The sequence below is a fragment of the Phenylobacterium sp. 58.2.17 genome (assembly GCF_026411515.1).
Classification (GTDB): domain Bacteria; phylum Pseudomonadota; class Alphaproteobacteria; order Caulobacterales; family Caulobacteraceae; genus Phenylobacterium.
In genome coordinates this window covers 1-16,734 of record NZ_JAPMTQ010000044.1, presented here as the reverse complement: position 1 = coordinate 16,734, position 16,734 = coordinate 1, and the positions used below count along the sequence as shown (strand labels likewise).

17 protein-coding genes are annotated in these 16,734 nt (G+C 70.8%); 10 read left to right on the top strand and 7 right to left on the bottom strand.

Going from position 1 to position 16,734, the window contains the following annotated elements:
• Positions 1-69 precede the first annotated feature (69 nt).
• Positions 70-654 (top strand): NUDIX domain-containing protein, encoded by a 585-nt coding sequence (locus OUA97_RS19530; protein ID WP_267233704.1) that lies wholly within the window; start codon positions 70-72, stop codon positions 652-654.
• Here OUA97_RS19530 and OUA97_RS19525 read toward each other — a convergent pair.
• Complete coding sequence (locus tag OUA97_RS19525) at positions 651-2,102, bottom strand: PLP-dependent aminotransferase family protein (RefSeq protein ID WP_267233703.1); 1,452 nt, start codon at positions 2,100-2,102, stop codon at positions 651-653. The two genes, OUA97_RS19530 and OUA97_RS19525, sit on opposite strands and share 4 nt — an antisense overlap.
• A 99-nt stretch (positions 2,103-2,201) precedes the next feature.
• On the opposite strand from OUA97_RS19525, the gene OUA97_RS19520 reads away from it, so the two are divergent.
• Positions 2,202-2,894 (top strand): pyridoxamine 5'-phosphate oxidase family protein, encoded by a 693-nt coding sequence (locus OUA97_RS19520; RefSeq protein ID WP_267233702.1) that lies wholly within the window; start codon positions 2,202-2,204, stop codon positions 2,892-2,894.
• 33 nt (positions 2,895-2,927) lie between these two features.
• Here OUA97_RS19520 and OUA97_RS19515 read toward each other — a convergent pair whose 3' ends face one another.
• Both OUA97_RS19515 and OUA97_RS19510 read right to left on the bottom strand, forming a co-directional pair.
• Entirely contained in the window at positions 2,928-3,446 is a 519-nt protein-coding gene (locus tag OUA97_RS19515) for an ATPase (protein WP_267233701.1), read from the bottom strand.
• 14 nt (positions 3,447-3,460) lie between these two features.
• The gene (locus OUA97_RS19510; RefSeq protein ID WP_267233725.1) at positions 3,461-4,312 is read right to left on the bottom strand and encodes a glutamate racemase; all 852 of its coding nucleotides are present in this window, start codon (positions 4,310-4,312) and stop codon (positions 3,461-3,463) included.
• A gap of 215 nt (positions 4,313-4,527) precedes the next feature.
• Between OUA97_RS19510 and OUA97_RS19505 the strand changes: the two genes are divergently transcribed.
• The 3 genes from OUA97_RS19505 (at position 4,528) to OUA97_RS19495 (ending at position 7,668) form a co-directional block, all read left to right on the top strand.
• Positions 4,528-4,785, top strand: a complete 258-nt coding sequence (locus tag OUA97_RS19505) for a hypothetical protein (RefSeq protein WP_267233700.1) — start codon at positions 4,528-4,530, stop codon at positions 4,783-4,785.
• Between the two features lie 14 nt (positions 4,786-4,799).
• Positions 4,800-5,459: a TetR/AcrR family transcriptional regulator gene (locus tag OUA97_RS19500; RefSeq protein ID WP_267233699.1), complete on the top strand. Its 660-nt coding sequence runs from the start codon at positions 4,800-4,802 to the stop codon at positions 5,457-5,459.
• Between the two features lie 85 nt (positions 5,460-5,544).
• Entirely contained in the window at positions 5,545-7,668 is a 2,124-nt protein-coding gene (locus OUA97_RS19495) for a M3 family metallopeptidase (RefSeq protein WP_267233698.1), read from the top strand.
• A 46-nt stretch (positions 7,669-7,714) separates the two neighbouring features.
• On the opposite strand, the gene OUA97_RS19490 is transcribed toward OUA97_RS19495, so the two are convergent.
• A complete protein-coding gene (locus tag OUA97_RS19490) occupies positions 7,715-8,179 on the bottom strand; it encodes a COG3650 family protein (protein WP_267233697.1) in 465 nt (154 codons plus the stop codon).
• A 46-nt stretch (positions 8,180-8,225) separates the two neighbouring features.
• On the opposite strand from OUA97_RS19490, the gene OUA97_RS19485 reads away from it, so the two are divergent.
• The 4 genes from OUA97_RS19485 to OUA97_RS19470 all read left to right on the top strand — a co-directional run bounded on the left by OUA97_RS19485 (position 8,226) and on the right by OUA97_RS19470 (position 12,070).
• On the top strand, positions 8,226-9,353 hold the full coding sequence (locus tag OUA97_RS19485; protein WP_267233696.1) for a DNA cytosine methyltransferase: 1,128 nt from the start codon (positions 8,226-8,228) through the stop codon (positions 9,351-9,353).
• A gap of 89 nt (positions 9,354-9,442) precedes the next feature.
• The gene (gene cysK, locus OUA97_RS19480; RefSeq protein WP_267233695.1) at positions 9,443-10,423 is read left to right on the top strand and encodes a cysteine synthase A; all 981 of its coding nucleotides are present in this window, start codon (positions 9,443-9,445) and stop codon (positions 10,421-10,423) included.
• Between the two features lie 4 nt (positions 10,424-10,427).
• Positions 10,428-11,618 carry an NAD(P)/FAD-dependent oxidoreductase gene (locus OUA97_RS19475; protein WP_323691018.1) on the top strand — a complete coding sequence of 397 codons (1,191 nt, stop codon included), beginning with the start codon at positions 10,428-10,430 and terminating at the stop codon, positions 11,616-11,618.
• Positions 11,615-12,070, top strand: coding sequence for a very short patch repair endonuclease (locus OUA97_RS19470; protein ID WP_267233694.1), 456 nt, complete (start codon positions 11,615-11,617; stop codon positions 12,068-12,070). Before OUA97_RS19475 ends, OUA97_RS19470 begins: the two co-directional genes overlap by 4 nt.
• On the opposite strand, the gene OUA97_RS19465 is transcribed toward OUA97_RS19470, so the two are convergent.
• The 3 genes from OUA97_RS19465 to OUA97_RS19455 all read right to left on the bottom strand — a co-directional run bounded on the left by OUA97_RS19465 (position 12,030) and on the right by OUA97_RS19455 (position 14,849).
• Positions 12,030-12,482, bottom strand: coding sequence for an OsmC family protein (locus tag OUA97_RS19465; protein WP_267233693.1), 453 nt, complete (start codon positions 12,480-12,482; stop codon positions 12,030-12,032). The genes OUA97_RS19470 and OUA97_RS19465 overlap by 41 nt on opposite strands.
• Positions 12,482-14,269: an acyl-CoA dehydrogenase C-terminal domain-containing protein gene (locus tag OUA97_RS19460; RefSeq protein ID WP_267233692.1), complete on the bottom strand. Its 1,788-nt coding sequence runs from the start codon at positions 14,267-14,269 to the stop codon at positions 12,482-12,484. The genes OUA97_RS19465 and OUA97_RS19460 overlap by 1 nt, the downstream gene beginning before the upstream one ends.
• Positions 14,270-14,375: 106 nt before the next feature.
• Entirely contained in the window at positions 14,376-14,849 is a 474-nt protein-coding gene (locus OUA97_RS19455; RefSeq protein WP_267233691.1) for a MerR family transcriptional regulator, read from the bottom strand.
• 208 nt (positions 14,850-15,057) lie between these two features.
• On the opposite strand from OUA97_RS19455, the gene OUA97_RS19450 reads away from it, so the two are divergent.
• On the top strand, positions 15,058-16,734 hold a 1,677-nt coding region (locus OUA97_RS19450; protein ID WP_267233690.1), incomplete at its 3' end, for a zinc-dependent metalloprotease.

Below are 16,734 nucleotides of genomic sequence, written 5' to 3'. Positions count from 1 at the left end.
GCCCGCCCGGCCCATAGCCAGGCGGGCGGAATCATTTTCCGAATGCGGCCTCCAAACTCGGGAGCCGCCATGTCCGTGTCAGACCGTATCCGCGTGCGCGACGTGCGCCTGCTGTCCGACAACTGGTACGTGCTGAAGGCGACGACCTTCGACTGGCGGCGGGCCGACGGAAGCTGGCAGACCCAGAGCCGCGAGACCTACGACCGCGGCAACGGCGCGGCGCTGCTGCCCTACAATCTCGCCGCCCGCACGGTCGTCCTGACCCGGCAGTTCCGCTATCCGGCCTATGTGAACGGCTACGACGACCTGCTGATCGAGGCCCCCGCCGGCCTGCTCGACAACGCCTCGCCCGAGGAACGCATCCGCGCCGAGGTCGAGGAGGAGACCGGCTACCGGCTGGGCGAGATCCGCAAGATCTTCGAGTGCTTCATGAGCCCCGGCTCGGTCACCGAGAAGCTGCACTTCTTCGTCGGCGAATACGACGCGGCCATGCGGGTCGGCGACGGCGGCGGGCTGGAGACCGAGGGCGAGGAGATCGCCGTCCTGGAGCTGCCGTTCGATCAGGCGATGGCGATGATCGCGACCGGCGAGATCGCCGACGCCAAGACCATCATGCTGCTGCAGTACGCGGCGCTGAGCATCTTCAAGTCTTAGCCGCCCAGCGCCCGCGCCAGCCGCGTCACGCCCGGCGCCATCATCCGCTCCGGAAAGCCGGAGAAGCCGAGCATCAGCCCCTGGCGGGGCTGCGCCTGGCGATAGAGCCGGCTGATCGCCCGCACGCTGACCCCGCCGGCTGCAGCCGCGGCCTCGACCTCAAGATCCGAGCCGCCCCCCTTCAGATAGGCGATCAGGGTCATGCCCTGGTCGGGCATGTCGACCTCCAGCAGGTCGCCGAGCTGGGCCTCCAGCGCCGCCGCCAGCGCGTCGCGCTGGGCCTTGTAGGCCAGCCGCCGGCGGCGGATGTGGGCGGCGAAATGGCCCTCGCGGAAGAAGTCCAGCACGATCGCCTGGGTCAGGGTCGGGGGCTGGCGGTCCATCAGCTGGCGGGCGTTGGCCAAGGCCCCGGCCAGCGGCTTGGGCGCCACCATGTAGCCCATGCGCAAGCCCGGAAAGAGCGCCTTGTTGAGGGTGCCGACATAGATCACCCGCTCGCCGCCATCGAGGCCCTGCAGCGATTCCAGCGGCGGGCCGGAATAGCGGAACTCCGAGGCGTAGTCGTCCTCGACGATCCAGGCGCCGGCCGCCCGCGCCCAGGCCAGCAGCTCCATCCGCCGGCCCATCGAGAGGGTCATGCCCAGCGGATACTGGTGCGAGGGCGTGACGAAGGCCACCCGCGCATCTGCCGCGGCCTCGACCCCTGCGGCGACCACGACCCCGTGGCGGTCGACCGGGGCGTAGAAGATGTCGGCCCCCATCGCCGCCAGGGCGTGACGGGTGGCCGGGTAGCCCGGGTCCTCCATCCACACCCGGTCGCCGTCCTTCAGCAGCACCCGGGCGGCGATGTCGACCGCATGCTGGGCGCCGGCGGTGACGATCACCTGGTCCGGCTCGCAGATCACCCCGCGCGCGGCCCGCAGATAGTCGCTGATCGCCGCGCGCAGGGCGCGATCGCCGCGCGGGTCCGAATAGCCGAAGTGGACCGGGTCGAGATGGCGCAGCGCTCGCCGGGTCGAGCGCGACCAGGCGTCCAGCGCGCGGGCGTCCAGCAGGGTGCGGCCGGTGGTGAACAGCCGCTGGTCGGGCTGCGGCGTCGGCAGCGCCGCCTCGTCCAACTCACGCACCCGCGCCGGCACCAGCGGCGGTTCATGCGCGCCGGGGGCGGCCGGCTTCAGCTCGGCGACGCCGGAGAGGTCGCCCGAGACATAGGTGCCCGAGCCCGGCCGCCCGATCGCGTAGCCCTCGGCCAGCAGCAGGTCGTAGGCGGCGACCACCGAGGCCCGCGCCACCCCCAGCCGTCGCGCGAAGTCGCGGCTGGACGGCAGGCGTTCGCCGGGCTTCAGCGCGCTCTGCATGATCGCGCCACGCACCTGGTCGTAGATCTGGCGGATGACCGGCTCGCCGGCCGTCGGTCCGCGCCAGGGATAGATGTCGGCCCAGCTCATCAGCGTGCTCCGCCCCAAGTGGTCTGAGCAAATAGCCGATACTGGATCGTCATGACAGTCCGCAAGCGGGCTAGACCGCGGGCGAGAGGAGCGTGCCGCATGAGCGATTTCACCCCGACCCCGCGCTCGCGCGCCCGGCGCAAGCCCGACCGCGCCGCCTATGACGAAGCAGCGGTGTTCGCCATTCTCGACGCTGGCCTGCTGTGCCACGTCGGCTACGTGATCGACGGCCAGCCGTTCGTCACCCCGACGACCTATTGGCGCGAGGGCCGCAAGCTCTATTGGCACGGCTCGGCCGCCAGCCGGATGCTGAAGGCGCACGGCTGCGGCCTGCCCGTCTGCGTGACGGTGGCCCATGTCGACGGCCTGGTGCTGGCCCGTTCGGGCATCGCCCACTCGATGAACTACCGCTCGGTAATGGCCTTCGGCCGCGCCCGGCTGATCGAGGGGCTGGCCGCCCGGCGCGCGGCGATGGAGGCTTTCATCGACCGGCTCTATCCCGACCGTTCAAGCGAGCTGCGGCCCTCGACCGACAACGAGATCCTGCAGATCGGGCTGGTCGAGATGACCATCGAGGAGGCCAGCGCCAAGCAGCGCGACGGCGGCGTCAACCGCATCGCCGCCGACGACGACTGGACCGCCTGGAGCGGGGTGATCCCGGTCGAGACCCGGCTCGGCGCGCCGATGGCCGACGCCCAGCAGAGCGCGGGCGCGGCGCTCTCACCGAGCCTGAGCCTCTACGAGCCCGGCGCGCGCCTCGACAACGTGCTGAGCAAGGCGGCGCGGGGCTAGGAAAACTCCCTCCCCTTCATGGAAGGGCGACAGCTACTCCGGCTTGCCGGTCTCGACATATCGCTTCAACCGCGCGACCTGCTGCCCGAGCACGCCGTCGACCGGGGCGGCCCAGGTCTGGGCCAGTCCGCCCTTGGCGTAGCCGCCGACATCGTAGGTCAGGACCAGCTGCGTGCTGTCGGCCGCCTTGCCGAACGACAGCCCCAGATGCCCGCTCGCCCCGGTGGTCGCCAGCGGCCCCAGCGCCCCGGCCAGCCGCAGGCCGTCGGGCGCCGAATAGACCAGGGTCATGTGCCGCACGAGCCCGTCCGGCAGCTTCTCGCAGAAGCAGCCCGCCGCATCGATCGAGAGGTTCTTCGCGTCGCCCGAATAGGTGTGGCTGCTGCTCCACCACTTGCCGATGTCCAGCGCCGCGGCGCGGACCTTGGCCGGCGGCGCGGCGATCAGGGCGACGTGGCGGACCTGGAACCCGGCCGGTCCCTGGTCGGCGACTTCGGCGTGCGCCGAGCCGGCCGCCAGCAGCAGTGCGGCGGCGATTCCCAGCTTTTTCATGAGCTTGAGCCTCCCTAAGCCTTTTCGAAGCTTAGCGGCCCTCCCCAGAAGGTCTCAACCAGCAAGTTCTGCGCGCCGGGCTCGCCGGTGGTGATGAACCGCCGCCCGGCGCTCTCGCCGGTGCGGTACTCGGGATGCTTGGCGACATAGGCCTCCAGCGCATCGGCGGTCGCCTGCGGCTGGTGGATCAGCGGCGTGCCGGGCTTCAGCGCCGCACGGAAGATGTCGGCGATGATCTCGTAGTGGGTGCAGCCGAGGATCGCGCGGTCCGGAGGGCGGCCGACCCGGGTGGTCACCGCCGCGACATGGGCCTCGACCGCCTGGGCCAATTCGACCGCACCGGCGCCGTTCTCGATCATCCGCGCCAGTTCGGGGCAGGGCTCGGCGAACACCGCCACGTCCTGGCGGCGCTTGTCGATCTCGATCTCATAGACCCGCGAGCGGGCGGTCGCCGGGGTGCAGAACACCGCCAGGATGTCCAGCTTCTCGACCTTGTCGCCGCGACGCTCGGCCTCGTGCTCCCAAGGCATGCCGGTGGCCGCCTCGATGGTCGGGACGATGATGCCCAGCACGTTGACCGGCCGGCCCAGCGCCTTGCGGTAGCCGGGCAGCCAGGTCTGCTGCAGCCGGCGCAGGGCGATCGCCGAGGCGGTGTTGCAGGCCAGCACCACCAGATCGCAGCCGAGGTCGAACAGTCGCTCGCACCCGGCCCGGGTCAGGTCGACGATCTCCTCGCCGGTCCGCCCGCCGTACGGCGCGTTGGCCTGGTCGCCCAGATAGATGAAGTCGGCCTGCGGCAGCCGCTGCACGAGCGCGCGGTGCACGGAGAGCCCGCCCACGCCTGAATCGAAGACGCCAATGGCCATGTGCATGGATGTAGCCGGGCCCGCCGCAGCCGTCCATGCAGGCGTTCGCCGAACCTCGCAATTTCAAATTGACATGCATGTCAGGCTGACATATCCGTCAGGCCAAGCGTTACAGTGTGGTGTGTACATCCAGCGGACGGCCCGAGACGCAGGCCGGCCGCGCGTCGTTCTTTTTCTTCCGCGTCGCCCAACTGGACACGAAGACCCAAGCAGCCATGGCCCTCCCCGCCCGCGCCCCCACCTCTCCCGACGCCCCGTCGCCGACCTGGCAGATCGGGGTCGAGGTCGACCTCGCCACCGCGCTCGCCCTGTCGCGCGCGGCGACCAAGGCGTTGCTCGAACTCTCGCCGCTCGCGCACCGCGAGATCACCGCCGCTCTGGAACACGAGATCGAAGTGCTCGAGCGCCAGAGCGATCCCCTGTCGCTCGCCGCCGCCAATGCGGTGCGCCAGTACCTGCCCGAGGCCGCCTGAGCTCCCGGCGTCCCATGCGGGTCAATCTTGAGGCCCGGGCCGCGGCGGCCGAGCAGCGCAAGGCGCAGACGCGCGAGCGCCTGATCGACGCCGCCATCGCGGTGATCGGCGAGAAAGGCCCCGACGCCTGCTCGATCGAGGACTTCGTGGCCGCGGCCGACGTCTCGCGCGGGACGTTCTACAACTACTTCCCGACCGCCGAGGACCTGCTGCGCGCCGTGCGCCGCAAGATCACCGACGCGCTGACCGCGGTGCTCGACGCGCGGCTGCCGGCCAGCATGTCGGTGTCGCTGCGGCTGGCCACCCGCCTGCACAGCTACGTCCTGTCGGTCAGCCGCGATCCGGCCTGGGGCTGGATGACCGCCCGCCTGGACGCCTCGCGCCTGGAGCGGACCCCGGTGCTCGAGGCCAATCTCGACCTGATGTTCTACGAGGGCGTCTCGCGCGGCGAGTTCCGCGACATGGACCCGGCCGCCGTCCGCACCCTGGTGTTCGGCGCCAGCCGCATGGTCCAGCGCGACATCCTGATGGGCCTCTCCAGCCCCGAGCACGCCGTCCAGGTGGTCGCTCTGGTGCTCAACGCCTGCGGCCGTCCCTACGAGTCGGCGCTGGCCGTCAGCCGCGAGGGCGCCGCCGTCGCCCTGGAGATCCACGCCGTCCTCGACGCGGCCTGACGTCACATTACGACCCTGTCATGTGACGTCCGTGCGGCTTGACCCTAAGGTCGCCGGCTTCCGACCAATTTCTCCTGGAGTCCCCATGAAACGGCGCACGTTCCTTGCCGCCTCCGGCGCGCTCGCCGCCGCCTCGGCCCTGCCGGCCGCCGCCTTCGCGCAAGGCCCCGCCGCGACCAGCGCCCTGACCGCCGCATGGACCGGCCCCTTCGGCGGCGTCCCCGCCTTCGACAAGGTCGCCGTCGCCGACTTCCCCGCCGCCTACGACCTGGCCATGAAGACCGAGCGCGGCGAGATCGACGCCATCGCCGCCAACCCTGCGCCGGCCGACTTCGACAACACCATCGCGGCGCTGGAGCGCTCGGGCGACCTGATCAACCGGGTCGGGATGTTCGGCGGCGTCTGGTCATCGACGCTCTCGACCCCGGAGCTGCGCGCCCAGGAAAAGGTGCTGAACCCCAAGCTCGCCGCCCATAGCGACGAGACCCTGCAGAACGAAAAGCTCTTCGCGCGCATCGAGGCGGTCTATGAGGACCGCGCCAAGCTGACCCCCGAGCAGCAGCGCCTGACCTGGGTCTACTGGAACCGCTTCGTGCGCGCCGGCGCCAAGCTGTCGCCCGCCGACAAGAAGCGCGTGGCCCAGATCAACCAGGAGCTGGCGGCCCTGTTCACCAGCTTCAGCCAGAACCTGCTGGCCGACGAAACCGACTACGTCCTCTACCTGCGCACCGAGAGCGAGCTGGCCGGCCTGCCCGACGACGTCCGCGCCGCGGCCGCCGTCGCCGCCGAGGAGCGCGGCAAGAAGGGCGAGTGGGCGATCCTCAACACCCGCTCGTCGATGGACCCGTTCCTGACCTATTCCAGCCGCCGCGACCTGCGCGAGAAGGTCTGGCGCACCTATTACAGCCGCGGCGACAACGGCGACGCCAAGGACAACAACGCCAACATCAAGAAGATCCTGAAGCTGCGCTTCGAGCGCGCCCAGTTGCTGGGCTATGCGACCCACGCCCACTGGCGGCTGGAAGCGGCCATGGCCAAGACGCCGGAAGCGGCCATGGAGCTGATGACCCGCGTGTGGCCGTCGGCCGTCGGCCGGGTCAAGGAAGAGGTCGCCGAGATGCAGGCGATCGCCGACAAGGAACGGGCCGGCATCCGCATCGAGCCGTGGGACTACCGCTACTACGCCGAGAAGGTCCGCGCCGCGCGCTACGACCTCGATATGAACCAGATCAAGCCGTACATGCAGCTCGAGAAGCTGCGCGAGGGCATGTTCTGGGCCGCCGGCGAGGTCTACGGCTTCGAGTTCGTGCAGGTCGCCGACATCCCGGTCGCCCACCCCGATATCCGCGTCTGGGAGGTCAAGAAGGCCGGCCAGCACGTCGGCCTCTGGTACTTCGACCCCTATGCGCGGCCGGGCAAGCGCTCGGGCGCCTGGATGAACGCCTATCGCCGCCAGGAGAAGTTCGCGGGGCCGGTCACCACGATCGTCTCGAACAACTCGAACTTCGTGAAGGGCGCGCCCGGCGAGCCGGTGCTGATCTCCTGGGACGACGCCGAGACCATGTTCCACGAGTTCGGCCACGCCATCCACGGCCTGAACTCCGACGTGAACTATCCCTCGCTGGCCGGCACCGCCGTGCCGCGCGACTACGTCGAGTTCCCCAGCCAGATCAACGAACACTGGCTGCCGACCCAGCAGGTGCTGAGCAAGTACGCCCTGCACCACAAGACCGGCGCCCCGATCCCGCAGGCGCTGGTCGACAGGCTGGAAAAGGCCAAGACCTTCCGCCAGGGCTTCGACGTCACCGAGTACCTATCCTCGGCCCTGATCGACATGAAGCTGCACCTGGCCGGCGGCGCCGACATCGACCCCGACGCGTTCGAGCGCGACGAGCTGGCCAAGCTCGGCATGCCGAGCGAAGTGGTCATGCGCCACCGCACCCCGCAGTTCGGCCACGTCTTCGCCTCGGACGGCTACTCGGCCGGCTACTACAGCTACCTGTGGTCCGAGACCCTGGCCCTCGACGTCGTCGACGCGTTCAAGCGCGCGCCGGGCGGCATGTACGACAAGACGATGGCGAAGAAGCTGCACGACAACGTCATGAGCGTCGGCAACTCCATCGATCCGGCGATCGCGTACCGCACGCTGATGGGCCGCGACGTCGACGTGAAGGCCTACCTGCGCGACAAGGGCTTCCCCACCGCCTGACGGCGGCAGGCCGCAGCTCGGCTCGCGCCGGGCTGCGGCGGCTCCGCTACTGGCCTTCCCGCGGCTTTTCCGCGGTCTTCACGGCGCAGCCCTTGTAGGTCGTCCCGCCCAGCACGACCTCGGCGGCCAGCGGATAGGTCAGGTCAGACATGCCGTCCGAGCAGCCTGCCTGCTCGCTCAGCGTGACCTTGATCGGCCGCGGCCCGTCGACGCTCTCCCAGACCACCTTGCCGCCGTCGACCACGCCGCCCTTGTTCGGGAAGGCGATGTTGGCCTCGGGGGTCGAGAACTCGATCTGCCCCTCGCGGATCTTCACCGCCCAGAAGGGCTCGGTCCCGTGGGCGTCCAGGTCGCCCTGGAAGGCGGCGGGCAGGGCTGCGGCCGGAGCCGGAGCTGCGGCGGGCGGAGGCGCGTCGGCCGGCGGCTGGGCCACCGACCCGTCGGGCGCCTGCGGCTGGCAGGCGGCGAGCAGCAGCGCCGCGGCGGCGGTGATCAGGAGAGCATGTCGCATACGGCGTCCTTTCGCATGGCGGCGGCCAGGGTAGACTCAACGCGCAATGAGTCGGGCGCTTTCCTTCTACGAATTTTTCGCCGGCGGCGGCATGGCCCGCCTCGGCCTGGGGCCGGCGTGGAGCTGCGCCTTCGCCAACGACTTCGACCCGCTGAAGGCGGCGACCTACCGCGCCAACTTCGCCGACGCCGCCGAGCACTTCCACGAGGGCGACGTCTGGGCGATCGAGCCGGCCGCCCTGCCCCCGCACGCCGATCTCGCCTGGGCCTCCTCGCCCTGCCAGGACTTCAGCCTCGCCGGCGCCCGCGCGGGCCTCGCCGGCGGACGCTCCTCGGCCTTCTTCGGCTTCTGGCGGCTGATCCAGGCGCTGGGCGAGGCCGCCCCCCGCGCCGTGGTCATCGAGAACGTCAGCGGCCTGCTCACCTCGCATGGCGGCGAGGATTTCACCGCCCTCTGCCAGGCGCTGGCCGACCAGGGCTACGCCTTCGGGGCGCTGGAGATCGACGCCGCCCGCTTCACCCCGCAATCGCGGCCGCGGGTCTTCGTGATCGCCACCCGCGCGCCGCCTGCGCCCGGCCTGATCGGCGAGAGCCCGTTCCAGACCCGCGCGGTGCGCGAGGCCCACGCCCGGCTGCCCGAGCACCTGGCCCGCCGCTGGATCTGGTGGCGCGGCGCGGCGCCCGCCGCCCGCAACACCGACCTCGCCGCCCTGCTGGAGCCCGACGCGGCGGTGACCTGGCACGCGCCCGACAAGACCGCGGCGCTGCTGGCGCTGATGGCCCCCCAGCACCTGGCCAAGATCGAGGCCGCGCGGCGCAGCGAAACCCGCCAGGTCGGCGCCGTCTTCCGACGGATGCGGGTCGAGAACGGCCAGCGCGTGCAGCGCGCCGAGGTCCGCTTCGACGGCCTGGCCGGCTGCCTGCGCACCCCGCGCGGCGGCTCCTCGCGCCAGACCCTGGTGGTGGTCGAGCACGGCCAGGTCCGCAGCCGCCTGGTCTCACCGCGTGAAGGCGCCCGGCTGATGGGCCTGCCGGACGGCTACGCCCTGCCGCCCGCCGCCACCGGCGCCCTGCACGTGGTCGGCGACGGGGTCGTGGTCCCGGTGGTCCGCTGGCTGGCCGAGCAGATCCTCGAACCCTTGCTCGCCCGGCAGGCGGCCGTCGCCGCCGAATAGCCAGACTGGCGCACGAAACAGAAGAAGTGCGCTTCCAAATCCGGCCGGGGCCCTTAGGTTGTGCGGCACAGCCAACCGACGAGAGAGCCATGGCCGACTCCACCTATGACGCAGCCCGCTACAAGCGTTCCGGCCGCGGCAAGATCTTCGACTCCGTCATCGACCTGATCGGCGACACCCCGCTGGTCCGCCTGCCGAACCTGACCAAGGCGCTGAAGCCCAAGGGCGAGGTCGTCGCCAAGCTCGAGTTCTTCAACCCGCTGGCCTCGGTCAAGGACCGCATCGGCGTGGCGATGATCGAATGGCTGGAAGCCACCGGCAAACTGAAGCCCGGCGGCTCGATCGTCGAGCCGACCAGCGGCAACACCGGCATCGCGCTCGCCTTCGTCGCCGCCTCCAAGGGCTACCCGATCACCCTGGTCATGCCGGAAAGCATGTCGATCGAGCGTCGCAAGATGCTGCTGATCCTCGGCGCCAAGCTCGAGCTGACCCCGGCCGAGCGCGGCATGGCCGGCGCCGTCGCCCGCGCCCGCGAGATCGTCGAGGCCACCCCCGGCGCGGTGATGCCCCAACAGTTCGACAACGAGGCCAACCCGCTCATCCACCGGGTCTCGACCGCCGAGGAAATCTGGAACGACACCGACGGCAAGGTCGACGCGGTGATCTCCGGCGTCGGCACCGGCGGCACCATCACCGGCATCGGCCAGGTGCTGAAGGCCCGCAAGCCGTCGGTGAAGATGGTCGCGGTCGAACCCGAGGCCTCGCCCGTGCTCTCGGGCGGCCAGCCCGCCCCGCACAAGATCCAGGGCATCGGCGCCGGCTTCGTGCCCTCGATCCTCGACCGCGGCGTGATCGACGAGATCATCCAGGTGTCGAACGACGACAGCTTCGCCATGGCCCGCCGCGTGGCCAAGGAAGAGGGCCTGCCGGTCGGCATCTCGTCGGGCGCGGCCCTGACCGCCGCCTTCGACCTGGCTTCGCGCGACGAGTACGCGGGCAAGCTGATCGTCGCGATCATCCCGAGCTTCGCCGAGCGCTACCTCTCCACCGCGCTGTTCGAGGGGCTCTAAGCTCCTGAGGATCGCGGTCGTCGGATGCGGCGTCGCCGGCATGGCGGCGGCGCGCGCCCTGGCGCGCAAGGGTCATGTGGTGACCTTGCTGGAGGCGTTCCAGCAGCCGCGTCCGCTCGGCTCGGGGCTGCTCCTGCAGCCGTCGGGCCTGGCGGCCCTGCGCCAGCTGGGCCTCGCCGAGCAGGTCGTCGCCCGCGGCGCACGGGTCGAGCGGCTGGATGGCCGCGACCTGCGCGGCCGGCTGATCATGGATATGCGCTACGCCGACTGGCGACCGGACGCTTTCGGGGTCGGCGTGCACCGCGCCACCCTGTTCGACATCCTGCATGACGGGCTGGAGAGCGCCGGCGTCGCGCTGCGCACCGGCGTCGACGTGGCGAGCTTCGAGCACGGCGCCGCCCCGGTCCTGGTCGACACGGCCGGCGCGCGCCACGGCCCCTTCGACCTGGTGGTCGTGGCCGACGGCTCGGCCTCGCGCCTGCGCGCGCAGCTGCGCCCCGACGCCAAGGCCCCGGTCTATCCATGGGGCGCGGTCTGGGCCAACGCCCGCGACGAGACCGGCGCCTTCGCCGGGTCGCTTTCCCAGCGTTATGATCGCGCCTCGACCATGATGGGCGTGCTGCCGATCGGGCGCGGTCCTGACGGCGGACGGGCCGAATTGGTCAGCTTCTTCTGGTCCTTGCCGGTGACGCAGATGGACGGGTTTCTCAGCGGCGACCTGGCGGCCTGGCGCAGGCGCGCGGTCGCCATGTGGCCGCAGGCCGCGCCGATCGTCGAGCAGTTCCAGGACCCGGCGCAGTTCTCCCGCGCCAGCTATCGCGACGTCCGGGTCGGCCGCTGGTCGCAGGGGCCGTTCGTGCTGATCGGCGACGCCGCCCACGGGACCAGCCCCCAGCTCGGCCAGGGCGCGAACATGGGGATCATCGACGCCGTCGAGCTGGCCGAGCGGCTGGGCGAGGACGCCCCGCGTTCGGTCCGCGGCTTCCAGGCCGCGCGCCGCCGCCACGCCGGGCTCTACCAGTTCATGTCGCGCTGGCTGACGCCGATGTTCCAGTCTGGCGGCTGGCTGGGCCCGTTCGTCCGCGACGCGGTCTTCACGCCGATGTCCAAGGCGCCGGGCGGCCGCCAGATCGCTGCGCGGGCGCTGACCGGGACCCTGCGCCTGGGCCGAACCCCGAAAAGCCTGCGGCCATGAGCGACGTCTTCACCCCCGAAAAACGCTCGGCGGTGATGGCCCGGGTGAAGGGCAAGAACACCACGCCCGAGCTCAAGGTGCGCAAGGCGCTGACCGCGCTCGGCGCCCGCTACCGCCTCAACCGCAAGGACCTGCCCGGCACGCCCGACATCGTCCTGCCGGGCCGGCGGCTGGCGATCCTCGTGCACGGTTGCTTCTGGCACGGCCACGACTGCCCGCGCGGGTCGCGGACGCCCAAGGCCAACCGCGAGTACTGGATCGCCAAGGTCGCCCGCAACATCGCCCGCGACCAGCGCACCGCGGCCGAGCTGGCGGCGGCCGGCTGGCGGGTCGAGACGATCTGGGAATGCGAGCTGAAGGACGGCGCGGCGCTGAGCGAGCGGCTACAGCGCCTGCTCCAGCAAACCCCGCTCACCCCACGCTTACTTCGGTCTTCACCGAATTGGCGATGAAGCACTCCTCGTGCGCTTCGTGGTGCAGGTGGGCCAGCATCTCGGCGTTGGGCGCCTCGCCGTCCCATTCGATCTTCGGCGACAGCGTCACCTTGGTCACCGCCATCTTGCCCGGCGCGATCTCCTCCATGATCCCGCTGGCATGGTCGCGATAGGACGTCGCCACGAACCCGGCCAGCCGCGCCTTATGCAGGAAGGTCAGCATGTGGCAGTTCGACAGCGCCGCCACGAACATCTCCTCCGGGTCGACCGCCTCCTGCACCGCCCACTTGCCGACCACGTGCGGCGAGGCCGAGGCCGGCACGATCAGCCCGCCGTCGAAGCTGATCACATGGCCGCGGCTGTAGCGGCCCTTGGCGAAGTCCTCGCCCTCGCGCAGGCTCCAGGCGACGTCGGCGGTGTAGCTGGCCATCAGAACGCCTCCGCCGGCAGCGCCATCATCAGCTCCGAGCCGGTCTTCAGCTTGGCCAGGTGGCCGCCGGTCTCGGGCAGGATGCGCTCGACATAGTAGCGGCCGACCACCAGCTTGTTGGCGTAGAACGGGTCGCTTTCGCCGCCCGCGATCTTGGCCTGCACGGTCTTGGCGATCTGCGCCCACATGTAGGCCAGCGCCGTCAGCCCGAAGAGGTGCATGTAGTCGGTCGAGGCCGCGCCGGCGTTGTCCGGGTTCATCAGCCCGTTCTGCATCAGCCACATGGTGGCGTCCTGCAGCTCGCCCTTGGCCTTGGCCAGGCCGTCCAGGAACGGCTTCAGCTCCTTGTCCGCGCCATTGGCTTCGACGAAGGCGTCGATCTCGGCGAAGAAGCTCATCACCGCCCGGCCGCCCTGGGCCGCCAGCTTGCGTCCGACCAGGTCCAGCGCCTGCACCCCGTTGGTGCCCTCGTAGATCAGGGCGATGCGCACGTCGCGCATGTACTGGCTGACCGGGAAGTGCTCGGTGAAGCCCGAGCCGCCGTGCACCTGCACCGCATTGGAGCAGATCTGCAGCCCCTTGTCGGTCAGGAAGCCCTTCACCACCGGGGTCATCAGCGCCATGTAGTCGCCGGCCTTCTGGCGCACCGCCTCGTCGGGGCTGGCGTGGGCCAGGTCGCCCTGCAGCGCGGTCCAGAACAGGAAGGCGCGGCCGCCCTCGATCAGCGCCTTGGAGTCCATCAGCATCCGCCGCACGTCCGGGTGGACGATGATCGGATCGGCCGGGCCGTCGGGGTTCTTCGGCCCGGTCAGCGAGCGGCCCTGCAGCCGCTCCTTGGCGAAGGCGGCGGCGGCCTGATAGGCGGCCTCGGCCTGGGCCACGCCCTGCAGGCCGACCCCGATCCGCGCCTCGTTCATCATCACGAACATCAGCGACAGGCCCTTGTTCTCCTCGCCGACCAGCCAGCCGACCGACTCCTCGTGCCGGATCACGCAGGTGGCGTTGCCGTGGATGCCCATCTTCTCTTCGAGGCCGTCGCAATAGACGCTGTTGCGCGCGCCCGGCTTGCCGTCGGCGTCCGGAATGAACTTCGGGACGATGAACAGGCTGATGCCGCGGGTGCCCTCCGGGGCGCCCTCGATCCGCGCCAGCACCAGATGGACGATGTTCTCGGCCATGTCGTGCTCGCCGCCCGAGATCCAGATCTTGCCGCCCGTGATCTTGTAGGTCCCGTCGCCCTGCGGAACCGCCTTGGTGCGCAGCAGGCCAAGGTCCGTGCCGCAGTGCGGCTCGGTCAGGTTCATGGTGCCGCCCCACTGGCCCGAGGCCAGCTTGGGCAGGTAGAGGTCCTTCTGGGCGTCGGAGCCGCCGTTCAGGATCGCCGAATAGGCGCCGTGGGTCAGGCGCGGATACATCGAGAAGGCCATGTTGGCCGACGAGCTCATCTCCGAGAACGACAGGTTGACCACGTGCGGCAGGCCCTGGCCGCCATAGGCCGGCTCGGCCCCCAGCGCCGGCCAGCCGCCCTCGACCAGCTGGGCGTAGGCCTGCTTGAAGCCGGCCGGGGTGGTGACCGTGTGGTCCGGGTTCCAGACGCAGCCCTGCTTGTCGCCGACGCTGTTCAGCGGGGCCAGCACCTCGCCCGTGAAGCGGCCGGCCTCCTCGACGATCTGCGAGACGACGTCCATCGAGGCGTCGGCGAAGCCCGGCAGGTTGGCGTACTTCTCGATCTCCAGCACATCGCGCAGCAGGAACAGGTGGTCGCGTACGGGGGGCTGATAGGGCATGTCCGCTCCAATGACGGGCCGATGACGGCGAAAGGGGCTCCCGACCGCGTCGAAAGCCCCGAAAGATTATCGTGGTTGCAGGCGCACGGCGAACCGTGATCGGCGATTACTTGGCGTGTTCCAGGTCGCCCAGCCGCTCGCGCAGCACCTGGTCGTAGTCGGCCGCGCGCGGCAGCAGGTCGGGGCGCGTCGCCGCCAGGCGCTGCTCCAGCGCGTCGCAGCCCTTGCGCAGCTCGTCGATCGCCTGCTCGATGTCGTTGCGCTGGGCCTCCAGCTCGACGATCCGCTCGCGGAACTTGACCAGCGACTTGGCGTTCTGCGCCGCCCCGCCGTCGTTCAGCTCGTAGAGGTCGAGGATCTGGCCGATCTCGGCCAGGGCCAGGCCCACCCGCTTGCCGCGCAGGATCAGCTGCAGCCGGGCGCGGTCCTTGTAGGAGTAGACCCGGTTCATGCCGTCCCGCGCCGGCGAGATCAGGCCCTTGTCCTCGTAGAAGCGCAGGGCGCGCGGAGTGCACTTGAACTCCAGGCACAGCTGGCGAATCGTGAAGGTGCGATTGGGCCGACGAAGGTCAGTGGCCATGCGGCGCCCTCCCTGGACGCTGTCGTTTCTATTAGCTGACACCGTAAGTCGGTGCTTACGTTTACGTCAAGGTGATCAATGATAACCCGGGCATGCGGTCGCGCCCTGGACCGCATGACTGGAACGACCCTAGGTTGGTCGCGCAAAAGGGGGCGTTTTCATGGTTCGATTTGGTTTGCTGTCCACGGCTTCGGCCGCGGCGATGGCGATGTGTCTGGCGCTTGCGCCGCCCGCCGCGGCTGCGCCCGACAGACCGCCCGCCGCCACCGCCGGCGCGGTGCGCCAGGACGGCCTGCTGCCGGTCTATGTCGACAAGGCCAAGGGCCGCATCCTGCTGTCGCTGCCCGCCCCGGACGCGCAAGGCGTCAGCGGCCGCTTTCTCTACGTCGCGGCGCTGAAGACCGGCCTCGGCTCGGCCCCGGTCGGCCTCGATCGCGCCCGCATCGGCGAGGCCCAGGTGCTGGCCTTCCGCCGCATCGGCCGCAAGGTGGTGGCCGAGTTCGAAAACCATAAGTTCCGCGCCGCCGGCGCGCCCGACGCCGAGCAGGCCGCCGCTCGCGAGGCCTTCTCGGTCTCCACCGTCTGGGCCGGCGAGGTCGTCGAGACCACGGCCGACGGCCGCCTCCTGGTCGACATCGCCAGCTTCCTGACCCGCGACGGCATCGGCGTCGCCGACGCCCTGAAACAGGCCGGCGAGACCGGCTACAAGCTGGTTCCCGACCTCTCCATCGCCGACCCCGGCGCGGTGAAGGTGTTCCCCGAGAACCTCGAGTTCGAAGCCCGCCAGACCTACGCCTCCGACACCCCGGGGCCCGAGGTGCGCAACATCGCCCCCGACCCCAAGCTGATCACCTTCGAGGTCCGCCACAGCCTGGTGAAGCTGCCCGAGCCCGGCTACCAGCCGCGAGCCTTCGACCCGCGCACCGGCGGCTTCTCGACCATGGTGCTCGACTACGCCGCCCCGCTCGGCGAGGAGATCGTCCAGCGCTACGCCAACCGCTTCCGGCTGGAGAAGACCGACCCGTCCGCCGCCCGCTCGCCGGTCAGGAAGCCGATCGTCTTCTATGTCGACCGCGCCGCGCCCGAGCCGATCCGCAGCGCCCTGGTCGAGGGCGCGGCCTGGTGGAGCCAGGCGTTCGAAGCCGCGGGCTTCATTGACGCCTTCCAGGTCAGGGTGCTGCCGGAGGGCGCCGACCCGCTGGACGTCCGCTACAACGTCATCAACTGGGTCGACCGCGCCACCCGCGGTTGGTCCTACGGCCAGGCCGTGGTCGACCCGCGCACCGGCGAGATCGTCAAGGGCTCCGTGCTGCTGGGCGCCCTGCGGGTGCGCCAGGACATGCTGATCTTCGAGGGTCTGGTCGGCGCCCACCACAACGGGACCGGCGGTCCCAACGACCCGATCCAGGTGTCGCTGGCCCGCCTGCGCCAGCTCTCGGCCCACGAGGTCGGCCACTCGATCGGCTTCGCCCACAATTTCGCCGGCTCGACCCAGGACCGCGCCAGCGTCATGGACTATCCGGCCCCGCGGGTGCTGTTGAAGGACGGCCGCATCGACCTCTCCGACGCCTATGGGACCGACATCGGCGGCTGGGACAAGTTCACCGTCGACTGGCTCTATGGCGAGGACGGCGAGCCCGCCCTGCGCAAGGTCAAGGCCTCGGTCGACCAGGGCCAGCGCTACGTCACCGACGTCGATTCCCGGCCGCTGGGCGTGGCCCAGCCCTGGGGCAGCCTCTGGGACGACGGCGCCGACCCGGCCGCCGAGCTGACCCGCATGATGGCGGTGGGGGGCGGGGGGGGGGGCGCCCCCGCCCCCCCCCCCCCCCCCCCCCCCCCCCCCCCCCCCCCCCCCCCCCCCCCCCCCCCCCCCCCCCCCCCCCCC